The 14,127-nt window shown below is 40.5% G+C and carries 11 protein-coding genes; 3 read left to right on the top strand and 8 right to left on the bottom strand.

All coding sequences use genetic code 11. The features are described 5' to 3' along the window. Window positions 1-67: 67 nt before the first annotated feature. The 4 genes from BM176_RS15970 to BM176_RS15955 form a co-directional block, all read right to left on the bottom strand. Window positions 68-2,443, bottom strand: coding sequence for an ABC transporter permease (locus tag BM176_RS15970; protein ID WP_090104717.1), 2,376 nt, complete (start codon window positions 2,441-2,443; stop codon window positions 68-70). Between the two features lie 168 nt (window positions 2,444-2,611). Then, entirely contained in the window at window positions 2,612-5,011 is a 2,400-nt protein-coding gene (locus BM176_RS15965; protein ID WP_090104715.1) for an ABC transporter permease, read from the bottom strand. A 127-nt stretch (window positions 5,012-5,138) separates the two neighbouring features. Continuing rightward, complete coding sequence (locus tag BM176_RS15960) at window positions 5,139-6,152, bottom strand: phosphotransferase enzyme family protein (protein WP_090104714.1); 1,014 nt, start codon at window positions 6,150-6,152, stop codon at window positions 5,139-5,141. A gap of 66 nt (window positions 6,153-6,218) precedes the next feature. Next, window positions 6,219-6,626, bottom strand: a complete 408-nt coding sequence (locus BM176_RS15955) for a winged helix-turn-helix transcriptional regulator (protein WP_090104959.1) — start codon at window positions 6,624-6,626, stop codon at window positions 6,219-6,221. Between the two features lie 88 nt (window positions 6,627-6,714). Between BM176_RS15955 and BM176_RS15950 the strand changes: the two genes are divergently transcribed. Both BM176_RS15950 and BM176_RS15945 read left to right on the top strand, forming a co-directional pair. Beyond that, on the top strand, window positions 6,715-7,521 hold the full coding sequence (locus BM176_RS15950; protein ID WP_090104712.1) for an SDR family NAD(P)-dependent oxidoreductase: 807 nt from the start codon (window positions 6,715-6,717) through the stop codon (window positions 7,519-7,521). Window positions 7,522-7,532: 11 nt separating this feature from the next. Next, on the top strand, window positions 7,533-8,534 hold the full coding sequence (locus BM176_RS15945) for an NADP-dependent oxidoreductase (RefSeq protein ID WP_090104709.1): 1,002 nt from the start codon (window positions 7,533-7,535) through the stop codon (window positions 8,532-8,534). A gap of 30 nt (window positions 8,535-8,564) precedes the next feature. Here BM176_RS15945 and BM176_RS15940 read toward each other — a convergent pair whose 3' ends face one another. The 3 genes from BM176_RS15940 to BM176_RS15930 form a co-directional block, all read right to left on the bottom strand. Continuing rightward, window positions 8,565-9,296 carry an SGNH/GDSL hydrolase family protein gene (locus BM176_RS15940; RefSeq protein ID WP_090104707.1) on the bottom strand — a complete coding sequence of 244 codons (732 nt, stop codon included), beginning with the start codon at window positions 9,294-9,296 and terminating at the stop codon, window positions 8,565-8,567. A 374-nt stretch (window positions 9,297-9,670) separates the two neighbouring features. Then, a complete protein-coding gene (locus tag BM176_RS15935) occupies window positions 9,671-10,318 on the bottom strand; it encodes an RloB family protein (RefSeq protein ID WP_090104705.1) in 648 nt (215 codons plus the stop codon). After that, window positions 10,302-11,663, bottom strand: coding sequence for an AAA family ATPase (locus BM176_RS15930; protein ID WP_090104703.1), 1,362 nt, complete (start codon window positions 11,661-11,663; stop codon window positions 10,302-10,304). The genes BM176_RS15935 and BM176_RS15930 overlap by 17 nt, the downstream gene beginning before the upstream one ends. A gap of 328 nt (window positions 11,664-11,991) precedes the next feature. Here BM176_RS15930 and BM176_RS15925 point away from each other — a divergent pair, with 328 nt between their 5' ends. Further along, complete coding sequence (locus tag BM176_RS15925; protein ID WP_143097828.1) at window positions 11,992-12,777, top strand: hypothetical protein; 786 nt, start codon at window positions 11,992-11,994, stop codon at window positions 12,775-12,777. A 50-nt stretch (window positions 12,778-12,827) separates the two neighbouring features. Here BM176_RS15925 and BM176_RS15920 read toward each other — a convergent pair whose 3' ends face one another. Then, a complete protein-coding gene (locus tag BM176_RS15920; RefSeq protein ID WP_090104699.1) occupies window positions 12,828-14,090 on the bottom strand; it encodes an MFS transporter in 1,263 nt (420 codons plus the stop codon). Between the last annotated feature and the right edge of the window lie 37 nt (window positions 14,091-14,127).

Below are 14,127 nucleotides of genomic sequence, written 5' to 3'. Positions count from 1 at the left end.
TGCGACAAATCGCATCTTTTCCCATTTATTCACATCCCATGCCGCTAATAACAATTAATCTCACACATCATTCAGATCTCAAGGTTTTAACCGGATTCAAAAGGGCAGCCTTAATTGCCTGGAAACTCACCGTCAGCAAGGCGATCAATATCGCTGCAATTCCAGCCATGCAAAACACCCACCAATGAATAGCAGTATGATAGGCAAAATCTGCCAACCAACTATTCATAATCCACCAGCTCAGGGGAAAAGCAATCAGACAGGAGAGCGATACCAATTGCAAAAACTCCATTGACAGCAGTGTAGCCAAACTGGATACAGAAGCGCCTAAAACTTTGCGTATCCCTATTTCTTTTGTCCGGCGCTCGGCAGTAAAGGCGGCAAGGCCAAATAATCCCAGGCAAGAGATAAAGATGGCCAGCGCGGCGAATACGCCTGCCAGTTTCCCGATACGGGATTCCATACGGAACAACTGATCGAACTGCTCATCCACAAATCGATACTCGAAAGGATAACCCGGATTATTGGCTTTGATAACGGCTTCCACTTTAGCAAGATCGGCCGATAAATCATTACCTGGTTTTAACCGGATGTTGAGCACCTGATAATTTTCATTATTTATGGGCTCGCAGAACAACATAAGAGGGGCAACGGATCCATACATATTGTTGAACAGAAAATCCTTAACAATCCCGACTACCCGATACCTATATTTTTTATCGTATGTAAGTAGGCCTCCTACCCGGCCGGCTTTACCCATTAGAGATGCCATGCTTTCATTAATGATAACATCACCACTGTCCGATTTAATATCAGCATAGAAATTTCTCCCCTCCTTCAGTTGCAGCCCCATTGTAGAAAGATATTCGGGAGACGTTCCTTCACTATTGATCTTTATTTTATTGTCCGGATCGCTCCCCTCCCAGGTAAGCTCGCTGGTGGTTGTTGTAACCCACATTTGCAGAGGAGGACTTTTGCTCAGCGCTGCATCTTCTACAGCACCGGTCTGCAGGAGTTCCGCCCGGATGGCGTTAAAATGTTCCGCCAGTTCTCCGGTGAGGTTGGTATACACCAGATTTTGTCTTTTATATCCCAGGTCACGATCTTTTATATGTTGGATCTGTTGGTAAATGATAACAGTACAAATGATCAGAATAACGGAAATAGTGAATTGCGTTACCACCAGCCCTTTGCGGATGAGCCCTGCCCCGGAATCCAGGCCTATCTGTCGTGACTTCAGCACCTTCATTGGGTGGAAGGAAGATAGATAAAAGGCCGGATAACTGCCTGCTATCAAACCACAGAAGATACCGATGGCCAGCAAGCCTAAAAGATGAGAGGGAGCTAAAATATTAAAGAGTAATTGTTTATCAAACAAAATATTGAAACCAGGTAGTAAGGCATATACCAGCACGATTGCCACTAACACGGCTATAAAGGACATGATCAGGGTCTCGATCAAAAACTGACCAATCAGTGCATGCCTAAGCGCACCGAGGGCCTTTCTCACACCAATCTCACGTGCGCGCTGCCCGGCCCTGGCAGTTGCCATATTCATAAAGTTAATACAGGCAATTATCAGGATGATCCAGGCAATAGCGGAGAATAGCCTTACATACCTGATTTGGCCGCCATTCTGCCTGCCATTTGTATAGTTGTTACGAAGATGCCAGTCATTCATCGACCAGAGCTGGCAGTCCGCCTGGGCATATAAGGGGGCTTTCGGCCGGAGAATAGCTGTCAGTTGCTTATTAACCCGGTTTACATCACCTTCCGGATTTAACTCCACCAGGGTAGCAATGCCATAGGTTCCCCAATACTGCAGCCATGTATTCTTTGCCAGAAAATTGTCTACTGGCGCAAGCCAGTTAAACCGAAGAGAAACATTCTGCGGAGGATCTTTCACCACTCCTATTATCTCAAAATCTTCGTGATTATTTACCCGCAGCGTTTTACCGACCGGGTTAGCTTCACCAAAGAATTTCAGGGCCATCTTTTCCGAAAGCACCAGAGTATGTGGATGGTTAAAAGCAGCAGCATTACCATATATAAAAGGCAACTGCATCATGGAGAAAAAGCTTGTGTCTACATACAAGCCATTTTCATAAATAGCCTTTTCGTTAAAGGCAAAAAGCTCCCAGCCAAACCCGAGACGGGAAGTATTGACGACTCCTGGTACAGTTCCCCGGATGGCATTGGACATTGGACCTGGAACAGATTCATAACTTTCGATCTTACCCCCTGAATAGCCTATATTCATCCGGATGGAATAGAGCTCGTTATGTTTTGGATACTGGTGATCAAATGTCAATTCATCTTCCACCCACAAAAAGATCAAAGCTGCACAGGCGATGCCCAGAGCGAGACCGCCAATATTCAGTAACCCGTAGATTGAAGCCTTTCGAAATGCGCGAAACGTTGTTCTTAAGTAATTTTTGAGCATGCCCAGGCGTTTAAAATTATTTCGACTAACGCTCCATTATATATGCCAGATTTGAATACAATTGATAACTAATCATTTATATAGAAACAGATATTTTACTTGTCCAATATCGGGACTTGCTTTGTTCATAATCGTACAATGTTCCGGTTAAATTTCACATTACACAACTCATTCGGACCTCAATGATCTCACCGGGTTCATCAGCGCTGCTTTCACTGATTGGAAACTTATGGTCAGTAAAGCTATTACCACTGCCAGTATTCCTGCCAGGCCAAACATCCACCATTGTAGCGCTATCCTGTACGCAAAGTGGTCCAGCCATTTATTCATAACATACCAGGCTATGGGAGATGCGATAAGGATAGCGATCAGAACAAGCTTTAAAAAATCACCTGATAATAACACCACAAGATTATAAACAGAAGCCCCCAATACTTTCCGTATACCTATTTCTTTAATACGGAGTTCAGCTATGAATATGGATAATCCTAGTAAGCCCAGACAAGAAATAAATATAGCTACGCCTGAAAAAATATTGAATAATAACTGCTGCGTTTGTTCAGTGGAATAAAGCTTCTCAAAACGCTGGTCCAGAAACTCATATTTGAATGGCCTGTCGGGGAAACGGCTTTCCCAGGCTGATTCTATGTGATCCAATGTACCCTTTATATCGCGCCCGGTTATACGTACAGATAACCGGCGAAGGTTACCTGCGTTCATCAACATTACCATAGGAGCTACTTCCTGGTGCAGTGACTCAAAATGATAATCCTTGACCACGCCAATAATCTGACCGCGGATATCTCCATATCCAAAGCGGTTGCCAACAGCATCATTCGGATCTTTCCATCCAAGAAGGCGCGTTGCCGTTTCATTCAGTATAAACCCTTCTGTTTTGTCAGTAGGATAATTCCGTGAAAAATTTCTTCCGGCAGCCATTTCTATCTTGTAAGTAGTAATAAAATCCTCATCTACCGTTAAGGATTTAATAGTAATATCTGTTGGAGTCATGGCGCCTCCCTTCGTGATATAGGCACTCCAGGAATCCAACAATCGACCTGAAGGAATACGGGAAGAATGTGTTACTTCCACAATACTGCTACTTTGTTTGATTTGCTGCTTGAAAGACTCATAGGCCAGGGAGTCGCTAATAGCAGGAAGTACCAGTATCTGTTCTTTAGAATACCCCAGCTTGAAATTCCGTATATGCTTCATTTGATTGTGGACCACAGTGGTGCTAATGATAAGTGCCACTGCAATGGCAAACTGCATGATCACCAGGACCTGCCTTATCCTTGTCTTTTTTACAGCAGAGCCCATTCTGCCTTTTAAAACACCAATTGGCTGAAAGGAGGTCAGGAAAAAAGCAGGATAACTCCCGGCCAGCATTCCGGTAAATAAAGAGATTCCAAGCAGTGCAGCAATAAAACCAGGACTTATGATATCTCTTATTGTCAACTCTTTTTGAGATAAATTATTTAAAAGCGGGAGGCACAGTACCACCATAATAACAGCCATTAGCATGGCAATTAAAATGATCAGAAAGGATTCACTTAAAAACTGTCTGATCAACTGGCTGCGCATGGCTCCTGCAACTTTTCGCATACTTACCTCTTTCGCCCTTTTGTCCGACTGGGCTGTGGCCAGGTTCATGTAGTTGATGCAGGCAATAGCCAGAATAAAAATGCCTATGATCGAAAAGAAGTAAACATATTGAATATCTCCGTTTGCCTCTATTTCAGAATCAAGATGAGAGTAAAGATGGATATCGGGAAGCTTCATAAGGTTCAAAACCGAATATTTAGAAGCATTCGCTTCAATATGCTTATTCTGAAAAGCCGGAAAAGCGTTGATCAGTTTTTGAGGATTGTAATGAGGTGGAAGCAAAAGGAACGTGGAAAAAGAATTGTTACCCCAGTCGCTCCTGAGCCTTTGAGCTCCATAAACCCTATCATCATTTAATGATGAAAAGGATATCAGAAAATTCGGATGGAAGCTGGATTGAGTGGGCAGAGGTTCAAAAACACCCGTTACCGTATAATCCAGTTGATTGTCCAAACGTACGGTTTTCCCCATAGGATTCTCTTTCCCGAAATATTTCTCAGCCATAGTCCTTGAAAACATAATGGAGAATGGGTTTTCCAACGCTTTATCCTTATTCCCTTGTAGAACCTTAAAACTAAAAACCTTGAAAAGGTTTTGCTCGGCAGCAAACAAATCTTCCTCCTCGAAAAGGAGATCGCCATAACGCACCAATGCACCGGTTTGAAGCATACGAACCACCTGCTCTACTTCACGAAAGTCCTCACGGATAAGCGGACCGAATGGTGGAGCTACATGCCCCAGCCGTAATGATACAGTTCCATCCTTGGATAAAAAAGTGCGGGATACCCGATAGATCCTGTCGGCATTAGCATGATAGCGGTCATAACTCAATTCATCTTTTACATACAATGTCAGCATTAGAGAACAAGCTAATCCAATAGCCAGTCCTATAATGTTGATACCGGAAAAAATCCGGTTACGTATCAGGTTTCGCCATGCGATCTTGAAATAGTTTTTAAGCATAATTCAGTGGGTTATATAGATAAAGGACGCTGTTACTCCAATAAAGTTGCTATGCATACTAAACATTCAATACATAATAGGCCCAGTGCGCATTTGGGGCATCCGGCATCTGTTCTGGCATGAACGATTACTGTCCGATTCCGGACAAATGGGTATTCCAGTAAGTTTCTACCATATGCCTTAACAATCCAGTAATCACTTTTAAGTGTGAAGGTTGGATAAAGGCATAGAATTGGTCGTGGGTAGTATGAAAGCCCATATAGAAAAGCCAGAATCCCAGGGAGAGATAAGGCACTACTGCCAATTCCTGTTCACTTACAGAACGGCATTCACGATAACCATCCAGAAAAATAGTATAGGCGTCATTGGCAGCTTTCTGCGTCATCCTGCCGGTATATACATCCAGGGTAAGGTGTTGCCAAAAGGACATTATATCATTCACTAACCAACCGTAACCCATAAAGTCAAAGTCAAAAAAAGTAACCGAGTCGCCTTCAAAATGAAAGTTTTTGGGGAGGAAGTCAAAATGGCAATAACCTTTTGAGAATCCGGAGGTGTTTAGTACCGACAACTTTTCCTCTACCTGTTTCGCTGTATGCTGCAGCCAGGCATACCCTTCAGGATCTTCTGCAAAGGCGGGTTTCAACATTTTCAAGGGACTGAAAAGGGTTGTTTCAAGATCAAAATTCCACCTTTCTTCTCCCAGTTTTATTGCTGACGATACATTATGAAAGCGCGCCATTTCACGGCCAAACACGCGAAGCTGGTTTTCATTCAGTACCCTTACGGTATGACCAGGGGCATAGCTAAATAGCACCGCATGCCTTTCCCCTTCAACCGCTTCAAGCTTCTGAATAACTTGCCCGGAAATATCTGGAATAGGATAAGATACGGATACATCAACCAGCTTCAACGCCAAAAGCAACTCCACTTCCTCTTTTATATGTGGCAGACTTCGATGAGAAGAACGGTAAACCCGAAGTATAAAACGGTCTTCGGATGATTCAACCAAATAAGTATCGCCTACTCCCCGAACCAGGAATTTGCATTGAACATTTCTTATTTCGTATTTTTCCGATACCAGCGAGGATAACGCTATAGGGCAAAGGGTAGAATAAATTGCAGGGAAAACGGGTTTCATGTAATAAAGATAAGATTCTATAATAATCCCTCACCAAATTCCTGGTTCATGACTACAAATATTAAATCAACTCTCCAATTCTTTAGTCGTTGCTTTAATAAATCCGGCCTTATCCTTTTTCACCTCTTTCAACAGCGCTTTTCTATCTTCCGGTATAGAAAAATATTTTTCAGCCCATAGATTTATTTCAATCATTACGGGAAGTAAGTCAATCCCTTTTCGGGTTAACTTATATAACACTTTGGCTTTACTATCCGGGTGCGCTAATTTCTCAATAATCTTATTTTCTTCCAGCACCAGTAACCTGGCGGCTAAAATATTAGTAGCTATTCCTTCTGCTGACTTTAAAAAGTCGCCATAAGTGCACTCTTTTGCGAACATTAAGTCCCTGATAATCAATAGCGACCATTTATCTCCCCATATATCAAGGGAACAACTAACCGGACAGTCCGACCTCTTTTTTGCTTTAGACATAAAAAATACTTTAAAAACACTTGCATTTTGCAAGTAAGTACTATATTTGCACTTGTAAAATGCAAGTGAAGTTACAAAACAACACAAAATGAAACAAACAATTTTAGTGACAGGGGCTTCTTCAGGCTTTGGCCTCCTTATTGCCAACAAGCTTCACAAAAGCGGTTACCATGTGATTGGTACCAGCCGCAATCCGGATAAATATAAAGCTAAACTGCCTTTTAAATTATTAGCATTAGATATTGCTGATGATAATTCAATCTCATCTTTTGCCAGCCAACTGTTCAGTGAAATCAACCAGTTAGATGTGTTGATAAATAATGCAGGGTATTTGGTAACAGGGCTTGCCGAAGAAACTTCTGTTGAATTAGGAAAACAGCAATTGGAAACAAACTTTTGGGGAACTGTTAAACTCACAAATGAGTTGTTGCCTTATTTCAGAAAACAAAAGCACGGCAAAATAATTACAATTGGTTCTTTTCTTGGTTTAATCGGGCTTCCGAATGTTGCTTATTACTCCGCGTCTAAACATGCCCTGGAAGGATATTTTAAATCACTGCGATTTGAATTGAATCAATTTAACATCAAAGTAAGCATGGTTGAGCCCATGGGGTTCAAAACCAGCATTGGAGAAAATGCAGTTGCCTCAAATGGGGGAATTAATGATTATGATACATTCCGGGAAAAAATTGCTGCGTTCACAAAAGAGGAGTTTGATAAAGCAGCCGGGCCTGAGCCAGTTGTAAATACTGTGCTGAAAATTGTGAATGAAGAAGATCCGAAATTCAACTCTCCTGTAGGCAAAGGTTCATCTGTTATTCTTACGCTACAACGTTTTGCATATAGTGTTTTTGAAAATTCTATTTTGAAAAGAGTGAATGGTGTAAAGTTCTAAAACCTATTAAAATGAAAGCATTTATTGTAGATCGCTACGGCAAGAAAGAGAAATTGCATCTGCGTGAAATCGCGGAACCGGTTATAAAGGAAAATGACGTATTGGTTCAGGTATATTCCGCCAGTGTGAACTTATTGGATTCAAAAATAAAAAATGGCGAGTTTAAACTTATTCTACCTTACAAAACGCCCTTTGTATTAGGACATGATGTAGCGGGTGTGATCACAAAAATAGGTGCTAAAGTCAGCCACTTTAAAGTGGGCGATGAAGTGTATGCACGACCAGCAGATCATCGCATCGGTACTTTTGCCGGGCTGATTGCAATGAATGAAGCCGATGTGGCGCTTAAACCTAAAAGGCTTACCATGGAAGAAGCGGCATCTATCCCTCTTGTGGCCCTAACGGCCTGGCAGGCGCTTGTTGAAAAAGCAGACCTGAAAAAAGGGCAAAAAGTTTTCATCCAGGCAGGTTCTGGCGGTGTAGGAACCATTGCCATTCAATTGGCCAAATATCTTGGCGCTACTGTTGCAACTACAACCAGTACGGCAAACGTAGAATGGGTGAAAGCACTTGGCGCAGATATCGTGATTGATTATAAAAAAGAAGATTTTGAAACCATTCTGCATGATTATGATGTAGTGCTGAACAGCCAGGATGCCAAGACACTCGAAAAATCTCTCCGGGTGCTAAAACCAGGTGGAAAGCTTATATCGATATCCGGTCCTCCGGACCCTGCTTTTACAGAAGAAATGCGACTGGGCTGGCCGCTGAAAATGGTCATGGGGCTTCTGAGCTTTGGCACACGCAAGAAAGCAAAACGCCAGCATGTAGACTATTCTTTCCTTTTTATGCGGGCGGAAGGTTACCAGTTAAGCAAGATCACTGCTCTTATTGATTCAGGTATCATAAATCCCGTTATCGATAAGATCTTTCCATTCGAGAAAACAGAAGAGGCATTGACCTATGTCGAGAGTGGACGTGCAAAAGGTAAGGTCGTCATCAAGGTTATCTAAAATAACCTTGCCTAAGTGTACCTGGCTACATCAGTTTTGTTTAATAATATTCTGGAATACAGGATGAGCTAATACAGATTGAACAATGATATAATGTCCTGTATTATTTAAGTGCACTCCATCACCATAACTTAACGTGGGCTTGATATTCAGATCAGTGGTATCCAATGCATCAAAATTATCGTTGCAATGATCTGTATAAGCACTTCTTATCCTGCCGTTCAGCGTTTTAAGCCGTTCTCTACGCGGAGTCTCTGCGAAATTACGAGGTTGGGTACCGAAAAGGATATAATTCACTTTTGCAGAATCCAATAAATGCACCATTTCCTTATAATTATCCATGATCTCATCATCTGTATAGTTATTTGCCACATCATTAGTGGGGTAGGTAATCATTACCAATGAAGGATGATATGACAACGCTTTGGTAATATTCTTAGCTGTATCAGTAGCGGGTCTATCATTTTTCATATATCCATTTGGCATTCCCTGATAAGTAGTATAACCCGCTACTGCCAGATTAACATAGGTCAGGACTTTTTTATTCTCGATAGTTGCAAGCCGCAACCTGTTAACCCATGCAGAATCTGAAGGAGTAGCCCCTACCCCGGCAGCAGTAGAAGATCCTATAATCACTATGGTAGCTGAATCTGGAGTATTTTTTCCAGGTTCAGGTGGAACATCAAGGTCGGATCGCTCATTTTTACTACAGGAAGAAATAGACACTGTCAGGGATAAAATGAAATACAAATACTTTCTCATTATTAAAACTCAGTTTGTATGTTTAATTACTTTGATACCTCCATTTATAATAGTGGTAAATCAATAAGCGTATTCCGAAAAATTACGTGTTGCAAATAGAAGATGATCTCTCAACATGGGGTGTTGTGAATTTTACTACAATACAGACAATCTAACATGAGCTCCCAAAAGGTAAACTCATTAAATTCAAGACGCAAATCTATTGATCTTTAATATATCCCGCGTAACATTTTCATGTTATTATTGATTAATATTCAAATAGTTAACATGAAAATTACATTACCTTAACGATGCTTATCAATTTCAAAATGATTCATGTAAACTTAAATTGGGTTACCAAAAAATTTAATCCTACATAATAAAATAATCAGGTTTTACGCAATTGCCTTCGGTACAGGAAAGCTACCTTTTAATGTATCTAAATCCTTTTGGATTAAAGGAAGCAATTCTTCTCCCAACTCCCAAAGCTGGGTACTCCCTGGCTCAGGTAGATAACCGTTTGCTGCATAAACGGCTTTTGAATTGGTAATCGCAGTTTCAATAGTTATTGGATGAATATCGGGATTGAAACCACCCTGTATAACCTTTGGTAAATGAGGTTTCCAATTATTGCACTGAGTCATATTTTGCAAAACCGGTAGTTGTGCTCTGGCATGAAAATACAACCATACTTCAAAACATGGATTACTTTGAGCCACCCGCCAATGTGGGCGCGTTGAACATTCCTGCCTGATTTCATGCAGCTGTTCTCTCCATCTGTCTGTATCTATTACAAACCATACCCGGTCTCTCTCTGCACGAGCATCTAATTCTACTTCTTTAGCTACTGCCTGGCCGATTAAGTGCTTAGGAGCACTACCTCCCATACTCTCTACAGGAACAATTTTTACTCTTGATGAAATACCATCAAAAAATCTGAAATAATCGGGTTCCCTATTTTGGCCTTCACAAACAATGATGAAATAGAATGCATCCCTGAAAGCAACCTTTTTCTCATAGGTAAACTTAATTGGTCTCGGCATACTTCTCCCAGTTTAAATCTTTTAAATTACCCAAAAATGGAATTCCACCATACCTGCCATTTAAGTATCCTTTTCTAATGTCGATAGTATGATGCTCTTTAAATTCGCTAAGGGCGTACAATTCAGTAGCACCTTCTTTATTTTTCTCAGCAAACCATATTTCATCCGGACGAAAAATATCCTGATCAAGCAAATTTGATTCATGGGTGGAGAAAATCAGTTGTCCTTTTGTTTCCGGATCATGAGAAAATTTTTTGATTAATTCCTTTATTAATAAAGGGTGGATACTTCTTTCAATTTCATCAATAAAGTATGTTCTGTAATTATTAACAGCATTAAAAAGAGCTGGCAAATATTCCATTAATCTTCTGGTACCATCAGATTCTTCAGAAAACAGAAATCTGACATTCCCATTATCTTCACTATGAGAAAACAAAATTCTTTTCGCTACAGCGTTATTATTTTCCAGCGTAAAAACTATCTCATCGAATTGACTACGTACAACTTTCATCCTATCAGATTTTGCCCGTAAATCAGCCGTTATTTTCTCAGCCTCCAGTTTATTATCTTCTCCAAAATAATCTTCTATAGCAATTGTTTCAACATGAATATCCTGGATGCCAGTATTGAACGACCTCATTATATCAATAGCAAATTCATGAAATTCTTTACTAGTCTCTAATGTTATAGCCATACCTCCCGGTCTGGAAAGAGGTGATATTAATTCAAGCTCTGCGTCAAACCACTCCCATGCGCTTTTACAATGGGCAAATACTTTATTCTGCCGGTTCTTCATATAAAATAATACAGGCTTATTCCTTTCTAATACTTCGTTTTTTAAAAATGAGGGATACATTGCGGCCTCTTTATCTTCTTGTACCTCTTTAGAAAAAACAATCTCTAAGTTCTTTTCACCAACTTTATCTGTACGGCTAAAAAGTACTTTATCATCTTTTTTGCCCAGGCCGCTTATTTGTAATTCTTCTTCTATAATAATGCCCTGGTTAATAGTTAAACCGTAATAGTATGGAACATCATCTTTGATAAACTCTATTCCAAGGTATACATCTTTAGTACTGCTTTCCGTGTCAAATTTGAAGGTTTCTGTAATCAACTCTATAGGCATCTCTCCATCAATAAGAAAATCTTTAAGAATGGCAAGGGCATTTATAAGATTGCTTTTACCTGCACCATTTGCACCATAGATAGCATTCAATTTTAATAATTCAGTTTTATCTGTTTTAAATAAATGGTGAGATAGACGGTTAAACCTGCCCGGCAACATATTAAACTCCGTAAAATCTTTAAAGGAAAACAGATTTTTGACAATGAAGCGGATAATCATGACGTGATATTTTCACACAATTTAATTATTTTTCTTCAGAAAGTGACACAAAACATAAATAATAACAATTTTCACGTGAAATTTTAACAACATAGTATTTTTTAGTCCATTTTCCAGCTAATCACAAAGTGCCTTAAACCTATGATAGTAGTACATTATAAGGTATATAAGCCATATATAAGCCTTATCCTAGTCTTATTCTAGTCTTATATAAGCCATATCTATATAGATAAGGCTTATATAAGACTAGAATTTGTTTTTATTAAGAGTTTTATTTAAATTAGACTAAAGATTCAGATCTTATTCCACAAAATAAAAACTACTCAAAATGGCTATTCTCAAAGGAGGTTTAGACTTTATAGGACCAGTTGGAAATATGTCTTCTTACAAAAGAAGGGATATGGAAGGAACGATTGTTCGCATGAAAGGTGGCGCTTCGAAAAAGAAGATAAAAACCTCTCCTGCGTTTGTACGTACCCGGGAAAATAATTCAGAATTCACAGGTTCTGCAAGAGCTGGAAGTAAGATCCGGTGGGCGCTCATTTATGTAAGACATCTGGCTGATTATAATTTTACATACACGCTCAATGAGCTGTGTTCCATCATTCAGAAAGAGGATAAGACAAGCATCAGAGGGCAACGGGCAATTCTTCTTTCTCAGCATGGTGACATGCTGGAAGGCTTTAGCTTAAACAAAAAGAATACTTTTGATAATGTGGTCAGGCATCCGCTGAAATGCACTGTAGATAGGGAAACAGGAAGCGCTGTTGTTCAGGTACCTAAGCTGCTGCCGGACATAAACATATTCCTGCCCTGGAAAGCTCCGCTATTCCGGTTTGTGATTTCTTTGCAGGCTATAGGGGATACAGAATACAATTATCCTAAGTTATCTTTTAAAGACTCTGATTGTACTCCCGCTTTATATAGCGAATGGCATCCATCCAGCGAAGCCTGTGAAGGAGAGCGCTTTGAGATAAAATTGGATAAAGGGAAACCGGAAGATTTAATGACGATGATAGTATCTGTGGGGATTGAAATGGGAATGCCTCTCAGCAATACAGTAGTCAATGTAGTAAAATATGCAGGTTGTGCCAAGATCCTGACTGTAGGGTAATAAAGAAAATAAAAATCCCCTGAACAATAAAACTGTTCAGGGGAAGAAATTTATACTTCGAGTATCGCTTCTGTTTTCTGTACAACAGGTTTCACTGGTTTTGCTTTTATTATCACGCTTACCCGGCTTAACATTAAAAGGAAGATCACTGATACACCGATGGTGACCCAACCTACTATATCGTAATGTTCCAGCGGACTGAATTTATCTTTCTGTACAACGATCATCCCGCCCACGGCAGCAGCAATACCACCAGCAATCTGCTGCAGGGCTGAATTGATACTCATGAAAGCTCCTCTGTCGGCCATTTCAGGCACACCGGTGATCAATGCCATAGCTGGTACCATACGGCCCATCATAAAGGCTATCATCACCACATTAAAAGCCATAATGATCCACAAAGGATAAGGAGTGAGGTGCGTATAAATCGCTACCATTATCATCATAAACAGGGTAGAAATCGTTGCCAGCCAGAACCTGTCCATTTTATCGCTCAGCCGGCCTATTAACGGCATAACAAGTAATGAACCAACACCAGTCACCATAAACAGTAAGAATAATTTGTCCTCTTTAACACCCAGGTTGTTGACAGCAAATGCACTACCGAAAGGCATCATCATAAATCCACCAATAGAAAGCAGGGCTGTGGTTGCGAATCCAATACGGTAATTTCTTTTGGCGATCGTATGCCAGAGATGACTCACGGCACTCTTATCCCGCTGTATGGCAAGATGTGCTGTAATAGGTTGCAGCCGGAGCCCGATCAGCAGCATTAAGATGACTGCCACTCCTACTATCATGAAAAAAGGAGATTCCCATCCCCATAAATTGGCCATATAAAGACCGATGGGAATACCCAACACCTGGCTGGCTCCAAATCCCATTTGCATAAAACCCATTACCCGGCCACGTTGTTCTATTGAAAAAAGATCCGTAACAATAGCCATAGAAATAGAACCAATCACTCCGCCGAATAAACCTGTTATAATACGGGCAGCTACCAGCATCGGATAAGTGGTTGCAAAACCACAGGATAAAGTGCCCAGGGCAAAACCTCCGTAAAAAAAGAGGAACAATTTTTTGCGGTCAAAACGATCGGCAAAACCTGCTGTCAGCAATCCTGAAATACCGGCACTGAATGCATATGCAGATACTACCAATCCGAATTGTTTTGGTTTGATACTCATCGATTTCATTAGTATGTCGCCCAATGGTGACATGATCATAAAATCCAGGATGACAGAAAACTGTGTCAATGCCAGTAAGACAATAATCAGTTTCTGGTATGAAGAAAAAGAGCTTTCACTTTTCATGGTTTGACTATTTGTGTTTTTAAGGGACATTTCTATT

It is taken from the genome of Chitinophaga sp. CF118, from assembly GCF_900112615.1.
Classification (GTDB): Bacteria; Bacteroidota; Bacteroidia; order Chitinophagales; family Chitinophagaceae; genus Chitinophaga.
Note: the sequence above shows the minus strand (reverse complement) of the source record. Positions and strands in the feature narration are given on the sequence as shown.